This window comes from Aquabacterium sp. (assembly GCF_021768455.1).
GTDB lineage: Bacteria > Pseudomonadota > Gammaproteobacteria > Burkholderiales > Burkholderiaceae_C > Aquabacterium.
The window spans coordinates 19,034-37,021 of sequence record NZ_JAIZVX010000021.1 but is presented as its reverse complement, the minus strand read 5'-3'; the positions used below and the strand labels follow the sequence as shown (position 1 = coordinate 37,021).

17 protein-coding genes are annotated in these 17,988 nt (G+C 68.6%); 10 read left to right on the top strand and 7 right to left on the bottom strand.

Annotated elements, in window-relative coordinates; all coding sequences use genetic code 11:
* The first annotated feature begins 251 nt into the window (after positions 1 to 251).
* The 10 genes from QZ994_RS04875 (at position 252) to QZ994_RS04830 (ending at position 10,737) form a co-directional block, all read left to right on the top strand.
* The gene (locus QZ994_RS04875) at positions 252 to 509 is read left to right on the top strand and encodes a hypothetical protein (protein ID WP_290869026.1); all 258 of its coding nucleotides are present in this window, start codon (positions 252 to 254) and stop codon (positions 507 to 509) included.
* 16 nt (positions 510 to 525) lie between these two features.
* Entirely contained in the window at positions 526 to 2,088 is a 1,563-nt protein-coding gene (gene ubiB, locus QZ994_RS04870; RefSeq protein WP_290869024.1) for a ubiquinone biosynthesis regulatory protein kinase UbiB, read from the top strand.
* A 173-nt stretch (positions 2,089 to 2,261) separates the two neighbouring features.
* Positions 2,262 to 3,710 (top strand): sodium:solute symporter family protein, encoded by a 1,449-nt coding sequence (locus QZ994_RS04865; protein WP_290869022.1) that lies wholly within the window; start codon positions 2,262 to 2,264, stop codon positions 3,708 to 3,710.
* 112 nt (positions 3,711 to 3,822) lie between these two features.
* Positions 3,823 to 4,188 carry an FmdB family zinc ribbon protein gene (locus QZ994_RS04860; RefSeq protein ID WP_290869020.1) on the top strand — a complete coding sequence of 122 codons (366 nt, stop codon included), beginning with the start codon at positions 3,823 to 3,825 and terminating at the stop codon, positions 4,186 to 4,188.
* 132 nt (positions 4,189 to 4,320) lie between these two features.
* The gene (locus QZ994_RS04855; RefSeq protein ID WP_290869018.1) at positions 4,321 to 4,995 is read left to right on the top strand and encodes a DUF502 domain-containing protein; all 675 of its coding nucleotides are present in this window, start codon (positions 4,321 to 4,323) and stop codon (positions 4,993 to 4,995) included.
* 73 nt (positions 4,996 to 5,068) lie between these two features.
* Positions 5,069 to 6,877 (top strand): aspartate--tRNA ligase, encoded by a 1,809-nt coding sequence (gene aspS, locus QZ994_RS04850; RefSeq protein WP_290869016.1) that lies wholly within the window; start codon positions 5,069 to 5,071, stop codon positions 6,875 to 6,877.
* Positions 6,878 to 7,004: 127 nt separating this feature from the next.
* The gene (gene nudB / locus QZ994_RS04845; RefSeq protein WP_290869014.1) at positions 7,005 to 7,478 is read left to right on the top strand and encodes a dihydroneopterin triphosphate diphosphatase; all 474 of its coding nucleotides are present in this window, start codon (positions 7,005 to 7,007) and stop codon (positions 7,476 to 7,478) included.
* Positions 7,479 to 7,530: 52 nt separating this feature from the next.
* Positions 7,531 to 8,343, top strand: coding sequence for an endonuclease/exonuclease/phosphatase family protein (locus tag QZ994_RS04840; protein ID WP_290869012.1), 813 nt, complete (start codon positions 7,531 to 7,533; stop codon positions 8,341 to 8,343).
* 2 nt (positions 8,344 to 8,345) lie between these two features.
* Entirely contained in the window at positions 8,346 to 9,659 is a 1,314-nt protein-coding gene (gene clsB / locus QZ994_RS04835) for a cardiolipin synthase ClsB (protein WP_290869011.1), read from the top strand.
* 4 nt (positions 9,660 to 9,663) lie between these two features.
* Positions 9,664 to 10,737 carry a ligase-associated DNA damage response exonuclease gene (locus QZ994_RS04830; protein ID WP_290869009.1) on the top strand — a complete coding sequence of 358 codons (1,074 nt, stop codon included), beginning with the start codon at positions 9,664 to 9,666 and terminating at the stop codon, positions 10,735 to 10,737.
* Here QZ994_RS04830 and QZ994_RS04825 read toward each other — a convergent pair.
* From QZ994_RS04825 to cbiB, 7 genes are all read right to left on the bottom strand, one after another.
* Complete coding sequence (locus tag QZ994_RS04825) at positions 10,680 to 11,318, bottom strand: histidine phosphatase family protein (RefSeq protein WP_290869007.1); 639 nt, start codon at positions 11,316 to 11,318, stop codon at positions 10,680 to 10,682. The two genes, QZ994_RS04830 and QZ994_RS04825, sit on opposite strands and share 58 nt — an antisense overlap.
* Positions 11,319 to 11,347: 29 nt before the next feature.
* Positions 11,348 to 12,217 carry an adenosylcobinamide-GDP ribazoletransferase gene (locus tag QZ994_RS04820; protein WP_290869004.1) on the bottom strand — a complete coding sequence of 290 codons (870 nt, stop codon included), beginning with the start codon at positions 12,215 to 12,217 and terminating at the stop codon, positions 11,348 to 11,350.
* 70 nt (positions 12,218 to 12,287) lie between these two features.
* Positions 12,288 to 13,322 carry a nicotinate-nucleotide--dimethylbenzimidazole phosphoribosyltransferase gene (gene cobT, locus QZ994_RS04815; protein ID WP_290869001.1) on the bottom strand — a complete coding sequence of 345 codons (1,035 nt, stop codon included), beginning with the start codon at positions 13,320 to 13,322 and terminating at the stop codon, positions 12,288 to 12,290.
* 34 nt (positions 13,323 to 13,356) lie between these two features.
* Complete coding sequence (locus QZ994_RS04810) at positions 13,357 to 14,193, bottom strand: ABC transporter substrate-binding protein (RefSeq protein WP_290868998.1); 837 nt, start codon at positions 14,191 to 14,193, stop codon at positions 13,357 to 13,359.
* A 30-nt stretch (positions 14,194 to 14,223) separates the two neighbouring features.
* Positions 14,224 to 15,756 (bottom strand): cobyric acid synthase, encoded by a 1,533-nt coding sequence (locus QZ994_RS04805; RefSeq protein ID WP_290868995.1) that lies wholly within the window; start codon positions 15,754 to 15,756, stop codon positions 14,224 to 14,226.
* Positions 15,753 to 16,961, bottom strand: coding sequence for a pyridoxal phosphate-dependent aminotransferase (locus QZ994_RS04800; RefSeq protein ID WP_290868992.1), 1,209 nt, complete (start codon positions 16,959 to 16,961; stop codon positions 15,753 to 15,755). Before QZ994_RS04800 ends, QZ994_RS04805 begins: the two co-directional genes overlap by 4 nt.
* A complete protein-coding gene (gene cbiB / locus QZ994_RS04795; RefSeq protein ID WP_290868989.1) occupies positions 16,949 to 17,986 on the bottom strand; it encodes an adenosylcobinamide-phosphate synthase CbiB in 1,038 nt (345 codons plus the stop codon). Before cbiB ends, QZ994_RS04800 begins: the two co-directional genes overlap by 13 nt.
* Between the last annotated feature and the right edge of the window lie 2 nt (positions 17,987 to 17,988).

Here is a 17,988-nt window from a genome sequence, read left to right as displayed (position 1 = left end):
CCTGCGTGACGTGAGATCGCCAGCCCCACGCAGGCCGCGCCATCGACATCCGCTGGAAAGCCCCGCAGGCGCCCGCGCTGCCTGGCTTTCTGGGCGCCCTGGCCTCTGCTGACGCCTGGACACCACCACCCCTTCGTCTGGTGATCACCCCGGCAGGACTGTTCGAGGCCGCGGATGAACCTTCGGTCACAGACCTTGCAGGGGTTTACGCAGGCAGTGCGAGCCAAGCCGCAGCAGGGCTCACCCTGACGGTGAGCCTGCCTGACCCGATCGGCCTGGCGAAACTGGCACTGACGGGGCAGCGCCCCGACGTCAACATCGAAGGCGACGCGTCGCTGGCCGAGGCCGCCTCCTGGCTGATGAAAAACCTGCGCTGGGACGTGCAGGACGACCTCGCACGCTGGCTGGGCAACACCCCGGCGGAGTTCCTGCGCCAGGTGGGCGGCAGCGTGAGTCAGGCGCTGCAGCGCTGGCGTCCGGGCCAGGCATCTGGCCACAGCGCACGCTGAAGGGCCAGTCAGCCCGATGCGCGCCCTCTTTCGCCCTTTGTACATTGGCCTGATCGCCCTGCGATACGGCCTCGACGGCCTGATCCTCGACAGCCTGCGGCGCCCGGGCTTCACCTTGATGCGCCGCATCATTTCGGTGGGACGCAAGCTGGACGCCCCACGGGGTCAGCGTCTGCGCGAGGCCCTGGAACGCCTGGGCCCGATCTTCGTCAAGTTCGGGCAGATGCTCTCGACCCGCCGCGACCTCATCCCCGCCGATGTGGCTGACGAACTGGCTCGACTGCAGGACCGCGTGCCCCCCTTCCCGGGCGAAGAGTCGGTCAAACTGATCGAAAAAGCCCTGGGCAAGCCGATTTCGGCGGTCTTCAAGCAGTTTGACGTCCAGCCGGTGGCCAGCGCGTCCATTGCCCAGGTCCACTTCGGCACGCTGCACGATGGGCGCGAGGTGGCCGTGAAGGTGCTGCGACCCGGCATGCTGGCTGTCATCGACGACGACCTGGCCCTGATGCACACCCTTGCCGGCTGGGTTCAGCGCCTGTGGGCCGATGGCAAGCGGCTCAAACCACGCGAGGTCGTGGCCGAATTCAACAAATACCTGCACGACGAGCTTGACCTCGTGCGCGAGGCCGCCAACGCCGCGCAACTGCGCCGCAACATGCAGGGTCTGGACCTCGTCATGGTGCCAGAGATGATCTGGGACTTCTGCACGCCCACGGTCATGGTGATGGAGCGCATGAAGGGCGTGCCCATCAGTCAGATGGCCCGATTGCGCGAAGCCGGGGTCGACATCAAGAAGCTCGCGCGGGATGGCGTGACCATCTTCTTCACCCAGGTCTTCCGTGATGGCTTCTTCCACGCGGACATGCACCCGGGCAACATCCAGGTCAGCCTGGACCCGACCACTTTCGGGCGCTACATCGCGCTGGACTTCGGCATCATCGGCACGCTGACCGAGGTCGACAAGGACTACCTGGCGCAGAACTTCGTGGCCTTCTTCCACCGCGACTACAAACGGGTGGCCGAACTCCACATCGAAAGCGGCTGGGTGCCGGCCGCCACCCGGGTGGATGAACTGGAAAGCGCCGTGCGCACCGTTTGCGAGCCCTATTTCGACCGCCCGCTGAAGGAAATCTCCCTGGGCCAGGTCCTGTTGCGCCTGTTCCAGATCTCGCGCCGCTTCAATGTCGAGATCCAGCCCCAGCTGGTGCTGCTGCAAAAGACCCTGCTCAATGTGGAAGGCCTGGGGCGCGACCTCGACCCGGACCTCGACCTCTGGGCCACGGCCAAACCCTTCCTCGAACGCTGGATGCACGAGCAGGTGGGCTGGCGCGGCCTGGTGCAGCGCCTCAAGCGTGAGGCCCCACGCTACGCCAAGCTCCTGCCCGAACTGCCTCGCCTGGTCCACCTGAACCTGGAGCGAGGCGACAGCGCCCTGCGCCACGAACTGCACGCCATCCTGGCCGAACAGCGCCGCACCAACCGCATCCTGTCGGCCGTGGTCTGGGTGGGGTTCGGGTTCGCCTTGGGTCTGCTCGTGGCGCGACTCTTGCTGCGCCTGCACGACCTGGGCGCCTGGTGACACGGGCAGCCCGCCGGTCGGCCCTGACGCCGTCCGATGCCCCCGCAATCCGGGGCAGACCCGCCTGAGCCGGCCTGCCCTACACTGCCCGCCCACACACGCTTCCGTCCCGGCCGGCCGCCCGCCGGGTGTCCTGTTGATTCGGCCTTGTCAGTTGAAAGGGTCCGCCGAACATGAACACCACACTGCTTGCTTTCGTGATCCTCTACCTGGTCGGCACCATGGCCATCGGGGTAGCCGCCGGCAAACGCATCAAAAGCACCGCCGACTTCGCCATCGCCGGTCGCAGCCTGCCCCTGGCCATGGTGATCACCACCACCTTCGCCACCTGGTTTGGTGCCGAGACGGTGATGGGCATCCCCGCCAAATTCGTCGAAGGCGGCCTGAATGCCGTGGTCGAAGACCCCTTTGGCGCCTCCATGTGCCTGGTGCTCGTGGGGGCTTTCTTCGCCTCGCGCCTCTACAAGATGAACCTGCTGACGATCGGTGACTTTTACCGGCAGCGTTATGGCGAGGGCGTGGAAATCTTCTGCTCGGTCGCCATCATCCTGAGTTACCTGGGCTGGGTGGCCGCGCAGATCACGGCCCTGGGGCTGGTGTTTTCCGTGCTGTCGGGCGGGGCCATCTCGCCACCGGTGGGCATGGCCATCGGGACCACGCTGGTGCTGGTCTATGTCCTCATCGGTGGCATGCTGGCCGTGGCCTGGACCGATTTCATCCAGATGATCGTGCTGGTGGTGGGCCTGAGCCTGATCGCCGTGATGGCCAGCGAACAGGCCGGTGGCGCCGACAAGGTGCTGGCCCTGGCCGAGGCAAAGGACTGGTTCAAGATCCTGCCCGAGGCCACGCCCCATGGCTGGATCTGGTTCATCGCTGCGGCCCTGACGATGATGTTCGGCTCCATCCCGCAGCAGGACGTGTTCCAGCGCGTGATGTCGGCCAAGAGCGCCGACGCCGCGCGCACCGGCGCCATCGTGGGCGGCCTGAGCTACCTGGCCTTTGCCTTCGTGCCCATGTTCATCGTGGCCTCGGCCCTGATCATCATGCCGAGCGAAACCCAGGACCTCCTGGCCAACGATCCGCAAAAGGTGCTGCCCACACTCATCCTGAGCAAGATGCCCCTGGTGGCGCAGATCTTCTTTTTTGGTGCGCTGGTATCGGCCATCAAGTCGACCTCGTCGGCGACGCTGCTGGCCCCATCGACCAGCTTTGTGGAAAACATCCTGCGCAACATCAGGCCAGGCATGAGCGACAAGCAGGTGCTGCTGGCCATGCGGATCACCCTGCTGTGCTTCACCGCTCTGGTGCTGACCTACGCCATCGTGATGCAGGGAACGGCCATTTACGACCTGGTGTCGGCGGCCTACCAGATCCCGCTGGTGGGTGCCTTCGTGCCGCTGGTGGCAGGACTCTACTGGCGCCGCGCCACCACCCAGGGCGCCCTGGCGTCCATCGTGCTGGGCATCGGCACCCTGACGCTGTTCACCTTCCACACCGAACTGGGTGAGGCTTTCCCTGGCCAACTGGCCGGCCTGGGCATGGCGGTGATGGGCATGGTGGCGGGCTCGCTGCTGCCGCAGTTCATGGGCAACTACCATTCGCGACACGCCGCCCTGCGCTGAGCGGATGTGACCCGGATTCGCGGGGTTTCACCGCGCACGAGGCCCACTTGAAACCTCGGGCCCGCGCCCCCACGTAAAATGGCGTTTTACGGGATTGCCCGAGGTTGTCACGATGCCCATTTACGCCTACCGATGTGAGTCCTGTGGCCATGCCAAGGACGTGTTGCAAAAAATGTCCGACCCGGTGCTGAGCACCTGCCCGGCCTGCGGCGCCGAGGCCTTCAAGAAGCAGGTCACGGCGGCTGGCTTCCAGTTGAAGGGGTCCGGCTGGTACGTCACCGACTTCCGCGGTGGCTCGGGCGGCACCAGCGCCCCCGCCACCGGCGCGGCCGCAGGCACCGCTGCCGCCACATCGGCGGACAGCGCTGCCGCCGCGCCTGCCAGCAGCGATGCGGGTGGCAGTTCGGGCAGCGCCAGCGCCTCGGGTGGTGGCGACACCGGGGCCGCGGGCTGCGGCAGCGCCTGCGCCTGCCACTGAGCGCGTCAAAGTCGGCCCCTGGGGCGCCCTCCGCCCCTGGCCTCCACCGGCCCGACACCGTTTGTCGGGCATGATGCGGCTCAGCCTTCGCGCCTCTCCGGCGCGCCCTCCCCTTTGCCCTCCTGATCCCACGTGAAGAAATACATCCTCACCGGCCTGCTCGTCTGGCTGCCTTTGGCCATCACCGTCTGGGTGCTGATGAACGTCATCGGTGCGCTCGACGGTGTTTTCGCCTGGTTCGTCGTGGCGGCGCAGACGGTGCTGCCGGAAAGCCTGCGCGCCTCGCTGCAGTCGCTGCGCGAGATCCCGGGGCTGAGCGTGATCATCGTGGTCGCGGCCCTGCTGCTGACGGGCATGGCCGTCTCCAACATGGCCGGCCAGTGGCTGCTCAACCAGTCGAACCGGATCTTTTCGAACATACCCATCGTCAAGAGCATCTACACCTCGGTCAAGCAGGTGTCGGACACGCTGTTTTCCAGCAGCGGCCAGGCTTTCCGTGAGGCGGTGATCGTGCAATACCCGCGTGCGGGCAGCTACACCATCGCCTTCGTGACCGGCAAACCGTCGGGTGAAGTGGCCCAGGCCCTGCCAGCCGACATGGTCACGCTGTACGTGCCGACCACCCCCAACCCGACCTCGGGTTTCATGCTGATCGTGCCGCGCGCCGATGTGACGGCCCTGCACATGTCGGTGGACGAGGCCCTGAAGTACATCATTTCCATGGGCGTGGTGGCCCCACCGCCGTCGGCCCCATCGGGCACTTTGCCGCCGACTTCGTCGGGCACGGCCCCAACAACCCAATCCTGAACGACAATCGAGGGTTTCGAGCCGGGCTGCTGTCGCGCCCGGCCGCTCGACCTTCCTCCCGGAGAGAACAAGAATGCGCACCACTTACTGTGGTCTGGTCAGCGAAGCGCTGATGGGCCAGACCGTGACGCTGATGGGCTGGGCCCACCGTCGCCGCGACCACGGCGGCGTCATCTTCATCGACCTGCGTGACCGCGAGGGCCTGGTGCAGGTCGTGTGCGACCCCGACCGTGCCGAATCCTTCAAGATCGCAGAAGAGGTGCGCAACGAGTACTGCCTGAAGATCACCGGCCTGGTCCGCGCCCGCCCGGCTGGTACCGAAAACGCCGGCCTGACCAGCGGCAAGATCGAGATCCTGGCCCACAGCCTGGAAGTGCTGAACGCCTCGGTGACGCCCCCGTTCCAGATCGACGACGACAACCTGTCGGAGACGACCCGCCTGACGCACCGCGTGCTGGACCTGCGTCGTCCCTACATGCAGAAGAACCTGATGTTGCGCTACCGCGTGGCGATGGAAGCGCGCAAGTTCCTGGACGAGCACGGTTTTGTCGACATCGAAACGCCGATGCTGACCAAGTCGACCCCGGAAGGTGCCCGCGACTACCTGGTGCCCTCGCGCGTGCACGACGGTCAGTTCTTCGCGCTGCCGCAGTCTCCCCAGCTGTTCAAACAGCTGCTGATGGTGGCCGGCTTCGACCGCTACTACCAGATCACCAAGTGCTTCCGCGACGAAGACCTGCGCGCCGATCGCCAGCCCGAATTCACCCAGATCGACATTGAAACGAGCTTCCTGAACGAGCAGGAAATCCGTGACATGTTCGAAGGCATGATCCGCCACGTCTTCATGAAGGCCTTGAACGTGGACCTGGGCGCCTACCCGGTGATGAAGTACGCCGATGCCATGTTCCTGTACGGCTCGGACAAGCCCGACCTGCGCGTGAAGATGCAGTTCACCGAGCTGACCGAGGTGATGAAGGACGTGGACTTCAAGGTCTTCTCGACGCCGGCCACCACCAAGGGTGGCCGCGTGGTGGCCCTGCGTGTACCAGGTGGCGGCGCCATGAGCCGCTCGGAGATCGACGCCTACACCGAGTTCGTCAAGATCTACGGCGCCAAGGGCCTGGCCTGGATCAAGGTCAACGAAGTGGCCAAGGGCCGTGATGGCCTGCAGTCGCCGATCGTGAAGAACCTTCACGACGCCGCACTGAACAAGGTCCTCGAACTGACGGGCGCACAGGATGGCGACCTGCTGTTCTTCGGTGCCGACAAGGAAAAGATCGTCAACGACGCCATCGGCGCCCTGCGACTGAAGGTCGGCCATTCGGAGTTCGGCAAGAAGGCTGGCCTGTTCGAAGACCGCTGGGCACCGCTGTGGGTGGTGGACTTCCCGATGTTCGAGTACGACGACGAGTCGGAGCGCTGGAACGCCGTGCACCACCCCTTCACCGCGCCGAAGGACGGCCACGAGGACTACATGGATTCGGACCCGGGCAAGTGCATTGCCAAGGCCTACGACATGGTGCTCAACGGCTGGGAGCTGGGCGGCGGTTCCATCCGCATCCACCGCGCCGAGGTGCAGTCGAAGGTGTTCAGCGCCCTGAACATCAGCAAGGAAGACGCCCAGGTGAAGTTCGGCTTCCTGCTGGACGCCCTGCAGTACGGCGCCCCCCCGCACGGTGGCCTGGCTTTCGGCCTGGACCGCCTGGTGACGCTGATGACCAAGGCCGAATCGATCCGCGACGTGATCGCCTTCCCCAAGACGCAGCGCGCACAGTGCCTGCTGACGGGCGCGCCCTCGAACGTGGACGAAAAGCAGTTGCGCGAACTGCACATCCGCCTGCGCAACAGCGCCGCGGCTGCGGGCCAGACGCCTGCTGCCTGATCCCGCGGACTGCGCGGATCGCATCCGCGCCACGCCTGCACAAGAGGCCACCTTCGGGTGGCCTTTTTTGTTTCCTCGGCGCACCGTGGGGCTGCTGTCGGCATGACAAACTCAAGGGATGACGCCCATGCCACCCGCCGCACCCAAGATCCCGCAGTCCGTTCTGGTGGTGATCCATTCGCCCGACCTGGAGGTGCTGCTGATCGAGCGGGCCAAGCAGCCGGGTTTCTGGCAAAGCGTGACAGGCTCGAAGGACCACCTGGACGAAGACTGGCGCGAGACGGCCGTGCGCGAGGTGGCCGAGGAAACCGGCATCGTCGTGGGTGGCCCTGGCGTGCCGACCCAGGCCCTGAGTGACTGGGCCCTGGAAAACGTCTACGAGATCTACCCCGTGTGGCGCCACCGTTATGCCCCGGGTGTGACACACAACACCGAGCGGGTGTTTGGCCTGTGCGTGCCGCGTGACGTGGCCGTGACCCTGGCGCCGGACGAGCACACCGACCACGTCTGGCTGCCCTGGCAGGCGGCGGCAGACAAGTGCTTCTCACCCTCGAACGCAGAGGCCATCCTGCAGCTGCCGCAGCGGCGTGCCGCGCGCTGAATCCTCCCGCTGAGGCCTTCACACCGAACGGAACGACCGCCCCCGCCAGACCATGCTGAACCCGCTCCAGTCGACGCAACTGCCGCCCACAACGCTGTCGTCCAGCCACCTGCGTGTGGCGACCTACAACATCCACAAGGGTGTGCGTGGCATGGGGCCCACCAAGCGCCTGGAGATCCACAACCTGACGCTCGCGGTCGAGGCGCTGGACGCCGACATCGTCTGCCTGCAGGAGGTGCGGCGTTTCAACCATGCCGAGGCGCAGCGCTTTTCGCACACGAACTTTGGCGCGATGGCCTGGCCTGATGTGCCCCAGGCAGATTACCTGGCGCCAGAGGGCTATGAGGTGGCTTACCGCACGAATGCGGTCACACGCCAGGGCGAGCATGGCAACGCCTTGCTGGCGCGCTGGCCAATCGGCGACATCGCCCACCACGACGTCTCGGACCACCGTTTCGAACAGCGCGGCCTGCTGCACGTGCCGGTGCGCTGGCGCGGCGTGGAGGTGCACGTGGTGGTGGTGCACCTGGGCCTGATCCACGCCAGCCGGGTGCGCCAGGCCGAGCGCCTGACCGAGTTGGTGGCCCACCGGATCCCGCCACGCGCGCCGGTGGTGGTGGCAGGCGACTTCAATGACTGGAACGAAAAGCTGGACGGCATCCTGGCCTCGGTGGGGCTGGACCGGGCGCGCCGCGAGGACGAGGCCCGCGTGGCGACCTTCCCGTCGATGGTGCCGGTGCTGGCCCTGGACCGCATGTACACCCGCGGCCTGCGCTGCGCCTCCATCATGGTGCCGCGGGGCCAGGCGTGGGCAAGGCTGTCGGACCACCTGCCGCTGGTGGTCGAGTTCGACCTGAGCGACTGAGCATGGTCGGCCTGCGGGAAGACCCGCTCGAGCGCACGCTGGCGTCCCTGGCCTGGTATGCACAGCGCAAACCGGTTTACACCGGGGGCAACCAGGTGCAACTGCTGCGTGGGGGGCGGGCGCTGTTTCCGGCCATGGTGAACGCCATCGAACAGGCTCGGCTCAGCGTCTGGGTGGCGGTCTACCTCGTGTCGGCCGAAGGGCAAAGCGGTCAGGTGCTGGCGGCGCTGATGCGGGCGGCTCGGCGTGGCGTGGCCGTGCACATGGTGGTCGACGCCCTGGGCTCGGACATGGCGCCCGCCGGCCTGTGGCGCGACCTGAAGCGCGCTGGGGTCGCGCTGGTGCAGTTCCGCCCGCTGCATCGGCTCTGGGGACTGCTGGACCCGGGCGCCTGGCGGCGCATGCACATGAAGCTGTGTGTGGTCGATGACAAGCTGGGCTTTGTGGGCGGCATCAACCTGATCGATGACCGCTACGACGCCCACCACGGCTGGATGGCCTCGCCCCGGCTGGATTACGCGGTGGCCCTGCAAGGCCCTGTGGTGGCGCCGGTGCTGCACACCGCCAAGGCCATGTGGACACGCGCGCAGTTTGGCCGCGACTGGCGCGACGAGCTGACACAACTGGCTCAGGAGCCCGGGCGCATGCAGCGGCTCAGGGCCCTGTGGCAACAGGCCCGGTTGCGCCTGCACCCTTCAGAGCAGGCCCGCCTGGCCGATGCGGCGGCGCTGCACGCACCGGTGCGCAGCGCCTTCGTGTTGCGCGACAACCTGCGCCAACGGCGCACCATCGAACAGGCCAGCCTGCAGGCCATCCACCAAGCGCGGGCGCAGATCGACATCGTCACGCCCTACTTCTACCCCCGCCTGGCCATGCGCCGGGCCCTGGGCCAGGCCGCGCAGCGCGGCGTGCGGGTGCGCTTGCTGCTGCAGGGCAAGGCCGACTTTCGCATCGCGGCGATGGCCGCTCAGGCCCTGTACGCCGAGTTGCAGCAGGACGGCGTACAGATCCACGAGTACCAGGCGGCCTTTCTGCACGCAAAGGTCATGCGCGTGGACGACGAATGGGCCACGGTGGGCTCGTCCAACCTCGACCCGCTTTCGCTGGTGCTCAACCTGGAGGCCAATGTGATCGTGCGCGACCGCGGTTTCGTGAAGGCGTTGGGCCAGGCCCTGGACGGCGACTTCGCGCACAGCCGCCTGGTGGACGCGGCAGATGCCGCTTCGGGCGGCCTGGCAGCCCGCCTGCGCCGCCGCTTTGTGGCCTTCCTGGCCCAGGGCTACCTGCGCCTGGGCGGCGTCACGAAGCGATACTGAGGCCATGGTGAGCGACCTCGTCGTGCGCCGGCCCGAGGGGCTGTACTGCCCGGCTGGCGACTTCCACATCGATCCCTGGCGTCCCGTGCCACGCGCCGTGATCACCCACGCCCATGCGGACCATGCGCGGGGAGGCCATGGCCGCTACCTGTGCGCAGCCCCCGGCGCAGGGGTGCTCAAGGCCCGGCTGGGCCAGGGGATCGCGCTGCAGACCCTGGCCTATGGCGAGACCCTGCAGGTCAATGGGGTGACGGTGTCGCTGCACCCGGCGGGTCATGTCCTGGGATCGGCCCAGGTGCGGCTGGCGCACGGTGGGCAGGTCTGGGTGGTGTCGGGCGACTACAAGACCGAGCCCGATCGCACCTGCACCGCTTTCGAATCGGTCAAGTGCGACACCTTCATCACCGAATCGACTTTTGGCCTGCCGATCTACCGCTGGCGCGCCTCCTCTGAGGTCTTTGCCGAGATCAATGCCTGGTGGCAGGCCAATGTGGCCGCAGGCCGCCCTTCCCTGCTGCTGGGTTACAGCTTTGGCAAGGCGCAACGCCTGCTGGCCGGGGTGGACGCAGGCATCGGGCCCATCGTGGCCCACAGCGCCATGGAAGGGCTGAATGCGGCCTACCGGGCCGAGGGGATCGCCCTGCCGGAGACCCTGAAGCCCGCCGAGGTGAAGGACAAGGCCGTGTGGCAACGGGCCCTGGTGATCGCGCCGCCCAGTGCCGCCCGTGGCCCCCTGGCGCGCCAGCTGGCCGACGCCTCGGACGCCATGGCCTCAGGCTGGATGCAGCTGCGCGGTGCGCGCCGCAGGGCAGGCCTGGACCGGGGTTTTGTGCTGTCGGACCACGCCGACTGGCCAGGCCTGGTGGGCGCCATCGCGGCCACCGGAGCGGAGCGGGTGATCGTGACCCACGGGCAAGAGGCTGTGCTGGTGCGCTGGCTGCAAGAGCAGGGCCTGGACGCATCGGCCATGGCCACGGACTTTGGCGGCGAAGCGGCCAACGACGCGGTGGAAGCCGAGGCTCAGCCCCTGAGCCTGAACGCCGTGGACGACAGCGGCGACCCCAGCGACCAGGCCTGACCGTAGGCCGGAGCGCGGGGCCATTCGGCGGCCGCCAGAGGAGGTTCCGCATGGTTGGCACACCACTGGCGGGCCAGCATCCAGCCAGCATGGGCCACGATGAGGAAGGGTGCAGAGGTGGGGGACGCGGCGGGCAAGGTGGCAGGCGGGGTCTGACACGGCGCCCAGGCCGCGACACGGGTCAGCATGGCCTGGAGGGATTCGCCTTCGCCGGGGGCATGGCCGGCGAAATCGGCCACCCAGGCATCGACCTCGGCGTGGGGGATGTCCGCCCAGGCGAGGCCGTCCCAGCGGCCGAAGTCCATCTCCAGCAATGCAGGGTCGACGTGGTGACGCCAGCCCCAGCGGCGCAGCCAGCGGCCCACCTCGGCGCAGCGACGCAGGGGCGAGGTGTGGACCACCTGCGGCCAACCATGGCGGCGTGCCGCCTGGCGGATGCGGTGGGCCAGGCGCTTGGCCTTGCGACGGTCGACCGGCAGGTCGGTGCGGCCGATGCAGCGCCCCTCGAAGCCGATGGGACGAGGATGGCGCCAGGCCTGTGCCCACGGCTGCGGCTGCGTGGGCGCGGTGAGGTCAGGCACCAGCGATGGTGAGGGTGAGGCGCACCGGTTCACAGCACGGGGTGGACCACGGTGAGCCAGGCGAGCAGGCCCAGGACCTCGGTCAGCTGCTGGGACGCACCCAGGGTGTCGCCGGTGTAGCCGCCCAGGCGCTGCTTGAACCAGCGTGCGCAAAAGAGCCCGCCCAGGAGCATGGCAGCGCTGGCGCGGCCCAGGGCTTCCTCCAGGGTGGGTGTGGGCCAACCGGCCTGCCAAAGGCACAGCCAGAGCACAGCGGCCACCAGGGCCGTGCAAAGGACGGCGCCCAGCGCGGTGCGGCGGTCCACCTGCAGCGCCAGCGGCTTGGCCTTGGCGTGATCAAGGTCGCCCGCATAAGGCAACCAGCGGGTCAGCAGCACCGGCACCAGGCGCGAGGCGGCATGGCACCAGACCATGCCGAGCATGGTCCAGGCCAGCAGCACCTGTCGGATCTGGCTGGTTTCGGCGCTGGTCAGCTCGGTGTGCAGGGGCGTGGCAAGGGCCATCAGCACACTGGCCTTGAGGCCCAGGATGCCGATGAGGCCGAGTGCCCCATAGGAGCCCAGGCGGGAGTCCTTCATGATGGTGAGCGCCCTTTCCCGACTGACGCTGCCGCCCAGGCCATCGCAGGTGTCGGCCCAGCCATCTTCGTGGAAGCCGCCGGTGAGCCAGACGGTGAAGGCCATGCTCAGCACCACGGCCACGGAGGGCGGCCACCAGAAGGCTGTGGCGGCCAGCACCAGGGCGCCACCCAGCCCCACCAGCGCCCCCACCAGGGGAAAGCAACGCAGGCACTGCTGCAGCCAGGTCGCCTCGAAGCCCACCCAGGCAGGCACGGGCACGCGGGTCAGGAACTGCAGGGCGACCAGGAAGAGGCGCAGCTGGTGAACGAGGCTTTTCATGTCGGGACCGTGGAAGGCCGCTGCGACGGCTGCGGCCCGATCATCATGCCTGATGGCATCGGCGGAAGGCTCAGGAGGCCTCGCTCACGCCCGCCGACTGGAAGCTGGCCATCTCGCGCAGGATGCGGCAGGCCGATTCAAGCAGGGGCCAGGCCAGCGCGCCGCCGGAGCCCTCGCCCAGGCGCAGCCCCAAGTGCAACAGGGGTTGGGCCTGCATGGCGGCCAGCATGCGAGCATGGCCGGACTCGTCGGACTGGTGGGCGAAAACGCAGCGCTGCAGCACCAGGGGTTGAAGCGCCTGGGCCACCAGCACGGCGCTGCTGGCGATGAAGCCATCGACCACGATGACGCGGTTCTGCGCGGCGGCCTCGAGCACGGCCCCACACATCATGGCGATCTCGAAGCCGCCCAGGGCGGCCAGCACCGCGAGGGGTTCGCGCACCTTGGCATGGAGGGCAAGGGCCTGCGCCAGCACGGCCAGCTTGCGCGCCACGCCGGCATCGTCCAGGCCGGTGCCACGGCCCACGCACTGTGCCAGCGGGGTGCCAGTGAGGTGGGCCATGAGCAAGGCGGCACTCGATGTGTTGCCGATGCCCATCTCGCCCAGCAGCAAGGCGTTGCCGGGCAGACCCCGCACCACCTCGGCACCGGCTTGCAGCGCCTGTTCGCATTGGGCGAGGCTCATGGCCGGGCCCTGGCTGCAGTCGGCAGTGCCGCGGGCGATCTTGCGCAGCTGCAGACCTTCGCGGGGTGCGATGTCCTTGGCGACACCGGCATCGACCACGGTGAGCGCCAGCCCATGCTGGCGGGCCAGCACGCTGACAGCGGCGCCACCGGCCAGGAAGTTCTCGACCATCTGCCAGGTCACGTCACTGGGGTAGGCCGACACACCCTTGGCGGCCAGGCCATGGTCGGCGGCGAAGACCACCATCTGCGGCTGCAACAGGGCAGGCGCCTCGCTTTGCAGGATCTGCCCAAGCTGCAGGGCCAGCGATTCAATGCGGCCCAGCGCGCCCAGAGGCTTGGTCTTGTGGTCGATGAGGTGCTGCAGGCGCTGGGTGAGCGCGGGCGTGTGCAGGTCGGTGATGGCGTCGAGCTGGGTCATGGTGGATCCCTTTCCTGTGAAGTGGTCCTGAGGCTCATTCACTGAGCTCGGGGCGGGTGAAGCCAAGGGCTTCGGGCATGGTGCCAGCGGCACGGCAGACGGCGTCGAACACCCAGACCAGGCCGCGCTCGATGGCGACGGGCCCGGGGGCCAGGATGTCGGAAGACGGGATGTCGAGCACCAGGGCATTCAGCGCGGCAAAGCCCGGACGGGCCTGCACGGCCTCGGTGTCGAAGCGCTGGCCACACCAGGAGCCCAGGATGAGCTGGGGCTGGGCCTGCAGGACCTCTTCGGGTGTGACGGCGCGGGCGCTGAAAGGATCGAGCGGGGCCCGGTCGGCGAACACGTCGACGCCCCCGGCCAGGGTGATGAGCTCGCTGACCCAATGGATGCCGCAGGTGAGCGGGGTGTGCCACTCTTCAAAGTAGACCCGCGGCTTGAAAGGCAGGCGAGAGGCGGCCACCGCCACCTGGGCCTGGATGGCCAGCAGGTGGCGGCTCAAGGCCTGGGCCTGAGGGCGTGCGCCGACCAGCTCCCCCAGGTCGGTGACCATTTCGTGGATGCCCGCCAGGTTGCGGTGGTGGTAGCAGCGCGTGGGCACGCCAGCGAGGTCGACTTCGTCCAGCAGGCGGCGCTGCACATGGGAGTAGCCGATCACCAGATCGGGCTGCACCGAGAGGATCTTCTCCAACTTGCCGGTCTTGAAGCCGCTGACCTTGGGCTTGGTCTCGCGGGCGCGGCGGGGGTAATGGGTGTAGCCCGAGACGCCGACCACACGGTCTTCGGCGCCCAGGCGGTAGAGCACGTCGACGGCTTCGGTGGAGAGGCTGGCGATGCGCTGGGGAAAGGACACTGCAGGGAACAAAGTCATGAACCGGTTGGGGTGGAGAAGCCGCGAGACTCAGCGGCCAAGCAGGCGCCACAGGGCACCAGGCTGCATGTGCTGGTCGATGAAGTCGGCCAGGCCGTCCATCACGCGGGGCAGAGAGGGGGCCTGGGCGCCGAAGAGGGCCTGCATGACGGCCGGGTCTTCGAAGAGGCCATGGAGGTAGCAGCCCAGGACGCGACCTTGTTGCCAGCCCAGGGCCTGGCCTTGGGCATCGTGCAGGATCGCGCGCAGGCGGGGCTCTTCTGAGGTGGGCTGGCTGCTCGAGGGCAAACGGGGGGCGCTCAAGGGTTCGGTGCGGCCGTGGTGGATTTCGTAGCCGCGTGCGGCCACGCCCCCCAGAGGCTGCCAGGGGCCGGCCTCCGTGCCCAGAGGCGCGAAGGTGGCGGCGGTATCGCGCAGCAGCTTGTGGGCGTCGAAGGTGGTTTGCAGGGGCAGGAGGCCCAGGCCGGGCACACGCGCCTCGGGCGCACCCTCGATGCCATCGGGGTCACAGAGCCACGTGCCCAGCATCTGCAGGCCACCGCACACCCCCAGCACCGCCCTGCCCTGCTGGGCATGGCGAAGGATGGCGTCGTCCAGGCCCTGGCTGCGCAACCAGGCCAGGTCGGCGCGGGTGTGTTTCGAGCCGGGGAGGATGAGCCAGTCGGCACCATCCAGGTCACGCGGGTGGCGGGCCCAGACCAGGCGCACACCAGGTGCCGAGCGAAGGGGCTGGAACTCGTCGAGGTTGCTCAGGCGCGGGTAGGCGATGACGGCCACGCGGCTGAGGGCCTGGCCTGCGCCGCCGATGCCACCACCGGTGGGCGCATCGTCGAAGACGCCATCCTCTTCGGGCAGGCCGTGGCCCCGCCACATGGGCAGCACGCCCACGGTGGGCACGCCGGTGAGAGCCTGCAATTGCTCGGGCCCCGGCGCCAGCAGGCTCGCATCCCCGCGGAAGCGGTTGAGCACAAAGCCCTGGATGAGCGCGCGCTCGGCGGGCGGCAGGAGCTGATGGGTGCCATAGAGGTGGGCGAAGGCGCCGCCGCGGTCGATGTCGGTCACGAGCAGGCAGGCGGCCTGGGCGTGCAGGGCCGTGCGCATGTTGACGTAGTCGCTGCTGTGCAGGTTGATTTCGGCGGGCGAACCGGCCCCTTCGATGACGACGAGGTCGTGCTCGGCCATGAGGGCATCGAGCCCCTGGCGGGCAAAGGGCCACAGGGCCTCGCTGCGCTGGCGCCAGGGCACGTCTCGCAGGTCGTTGCGGACTTCGCCGAGCACGATGACCTGGCTGCCCGTGTCGTGCTCGGGCTTGAGCAGCACGGGGTTCATGCGCACGTCGGGCGCCACACCGGCTGCGAGGGCCTGGAAGTATTGGGCGCTGCCGATCTCGCCAGGCTGGCCCTTCAGGCCGGGCACGACGCGGGCGTTGTTGCTCATGTTCTGCGCCTTGAAGGGCGCGACCTTCAGGCCCTGGCGGGCGTACCAGCGGCACAGGGCGGTGGTGAGCCAGCTCTTGCCGGCCCCGCTGGTGGTGCCCAGCACCATGATGGCTTTGGCGCTCATGCCTGCACCTCGTTGGAAACCGTGTGAGAAGTGAGAGGACGCGGGCCAGGCGCCGAGCCCGGTCCCGCACTGGGGGTGTGGCACAAGGCCTCGGGCAGGCTCAGCCAGGCTGCGCGCAGGTCGGCCTGGGCTGGGGCCGGCAGGGTGCTCAGCCGCCACCAGCCGGGCAGGCCCATGCTGGTGGTGTCGCGCAGTTGGATGCCCTGGGTGCGCAGGTGGGCCAGGGCCGCCGGCATGGCCTCGGGCGCCAGGCAGGCGGGGCGGCTCAGGCCAAAGGGCACGACCGAGGGGCGGTGCACCCAGCCCAGCGCACTGAGCTGGTCGCGCTGGGTCTGCATGGTCTCTAGCAGGGTCGCGCGGCACTCGGCCAGCCAGGACTGGGTCTCGGGCAACCACCAAGCTTGCAGAAGGGCCACACCCTCGGCCGACAGCACCCAGCTGGGCGCCAGGCTGCCGAAGGCCTGGCGCAGCGCGCTGTGCAACCGAACCGCTGCGCCATCGAGCGCATCGGTCTCGGGCGCCACCACCACCCCGGCGCGCACGCCCGTGAGGCCCAGGGCCTTGTTGGGCGACCACAGTTGCCAGCAAAGGTCGGCGGTAGCCGCGGGAACCGGGTCATCGCCGAGCAGGCGCAGGGGCTCGTAAGCACGGTCCAGCCCCACGATGCAGGCGCCTTCGGCGATGGCGCCTTGCAGGCAATGCCACACGTCTGCCGACAGGCTGGCGCCGGTGGGATTGCAGGGTTCGTTCAGCCAGACCAGCACCGGACCCCGCCCGACCTGGGCCTCATCGACCAGGGCATTGAGCAGGCCGGTGGCGTCGGCATGGTGGCGAACAGCCATGCCCAGGGCCTGGGCTGCGGCCGCGTAATCGCCGTAGGCAGGCCAGGTCAGCCAGACCTCGTCGATGCCCCGAAGGCGGGCGGCCAGGGTCAGGCGGCGAATGGCCTCGCTGCTGCCCGATGTGGGCTGGACGCGCTCTGGCGCACAGGACCAGACCGCGCCAAGTTGGCGCCGCAGGGCTGCGTAAGCGGGATCGGGGTAACGGTGGCGATCGGCCTGGGCCAGGGCCTCGGTCAGGGCCGGCGGGTGGGGCAAAGGGTTGGCGTTGGTGGAAAAATCCCAACGCACAGGCGGGCCACCGTCGGGGCCGCCGTGCACGACCCGGGGAGAAAGCGGCGGCCACGATGGGGTCACGCGAACCATGCCCGCCCTCCCGTCCACACCAGGCTGCACAGCGCGCAGAGCAGCACTGCCAGCCCCGCCGCCGCGCCCACGGCCCGGCCCGACCAACGCAAGGCCTGCGCCGTGTGCGCCGCATGGGGCGGCTGCGCTCCCTCGTTGAGGGCGTACACACCCGGCTTGTGCAGGCTCACGCCCAGCAGCCAGGCCATGGTGCCCATGGGCCAGCCGCCATTGGGCGAGGGGGTGATGGCGGCCTGTTGCCGCATCCTCCGAAGCGCCGGGACACGGCCCGCCACCAGGCACAGGCACAGCGCCGTGAGGCGAGCGGGCAGCCACGAAAGAACGTCGTCCGCCCGGGCCGCCCACTTGCCCGCCCACTCGTAGTGGTTGCGGTAACCCCACATGGCATCGGCGGTGTTGGCGAAGCGGTAAAGCGCCGCACCGGGCAGACCGGCCACCGCGAACCAGAACAGCGGGGCGACCACCGAGTCATTGAGGTTCTCGGCCAGAGATTCGATGGCACTTTCGCGCACGGCGGTCTCGTCCAGCCGGGTCACGTCGCGACTGACCAGCCTTTGCAGCCGCAGGCGACCGGCGTCGAGCGACTCGCCCAGGGCCTGCTCGACCGCAGCGACCTCTTCACGCAGCATGCGCCAGGCCAGCAGGGGCTTGAGCAGCACACCCAGGCACAGGCCTTTGAGCACCAGGCCCAGTGCCTCAAAGCTCCGTGGGGCAAAGCTCAGTGACTGAGCCACTGCGGCCGCCAACAGGTGCACGACGATGTCGGCAGCCAGGGCCAGACTCGCCACCACCAGGGCGCCGAACAGCCAGCCCAGGGCGCCCCCCAGAAACGCAGCCCCCGGCGGCAAGCGCGTGAGGGCGGGCCCCAGGCGGCCCAGGTAACGCCCCATGCCGACCACCGGGTGGGCCCACAGGGGGGGCTCACCCAGGCGGCGGTCGATGGCCAGCGCCAGGCCGATGGCCAGCGCCACGGTCAGGGTCGGACCCCACGAGGCCAGGCTGGCGTGCACGCCGATCTCGCTCACCT

What these genes read in the sequence shown, in the direction of transcription:
- QZ994_RS04830 (WP_290869009.1), top strand. Translation starts at nt 9,664, where the DNA reads ATGGTGAGCGACCTCGTCGTGCGCCGGCCCGAGGGGCTGTACTGCCCG.
- clsB (WP_290869011.1), top strand. Translation starts at nt 8,346, where the DNA reads ATGGTCGGCCTGCGGGAAGACCCGCTCGAGCGCACGCTGGCGTCCCTG.
- cobT (WP_290869001.1), bottom strand. Translation starts at nt 13,322, where the DNA reads ATGACCCAGCTCGACGCCATCACCGACCTGCACACGCCCGCGCTCACC.
- QZ994_RS04860 (WP_290869020.1), top strand. Translation starts at nt 3,823, where the DNA reads ATGCCCATTTACGCCTACCGATGTGAGTCCTGTGGCCATGCCAAGGAC.
- QZ994_RS04800 (WP_290868992.1), bottom strand. Translation starts at nt 16,961, where the DNA reads ATGGTTCGCGTGACCCCATCGTGGCCGCCGCTTTCTCCCCGGGTCGTG.
- QZ994_RS04810 (WP_290868998.1), bottom strand. Translation starts at nt 14,193, where the DNA reads ATGACTTTGTTCCCTGCAGTGTCCTTTCCCCAGCGCATCGCCAGCCTC.
- nudB (WP_290869014.1), top strand. Translation starts at nt 7,005, where the DNA reads ATGCCACCCGCCGCACCCAAGATCCCGCAGTCCGTTCTGGTGGTGATC.
- aspS (WP_290869016.1), top strand. Translation starts at nt 5,069, where the DNA reads ATGCGCACCACTTACTGTGGTCTGGTCAGCGAAGCGCTGATGGGCCAG.
- ubiB (WP_290869024.1), top strand. Translation starts at nt 526, where the DNA reads ATGCGCGCCCTCTTTCGCCCTTTGTACATTGGCCTGATCGCCCTGCGA.
- QZ994_RS04820 (WP_290869004.1), bottom strand. Translation starts at nt 12,217, where the DNA reads ATGAAAAGCCTCGTTCACCAGCTGCGCCTCTTCCTGGTCGCCCTGCAG.
- QZ994_RS04805 (WP_290868995.1), bottom strand. Translation starts at nt 15,756, where the DNA reads ATGAGCGCCAAAGCCATCATGGTGCTGGGCACCACCAGCGGGGCCGGC.
- QZ994_RS04840 (WP_290869012.1), top strand. Translation starts at nt 7,531, where the DNA reads ATGCTGAACCCGCTCCAGTCGACGCAACTGCCGCCCACAACGCTGTCG.
- QZ994_RS04865 (WP_290869022.1), top strand. Translation starts at nt 2,262, where the DNA reads ATGAACACCACACTGCTTGCTTTCGTGATCCTCTACCTGGTCGGCACC.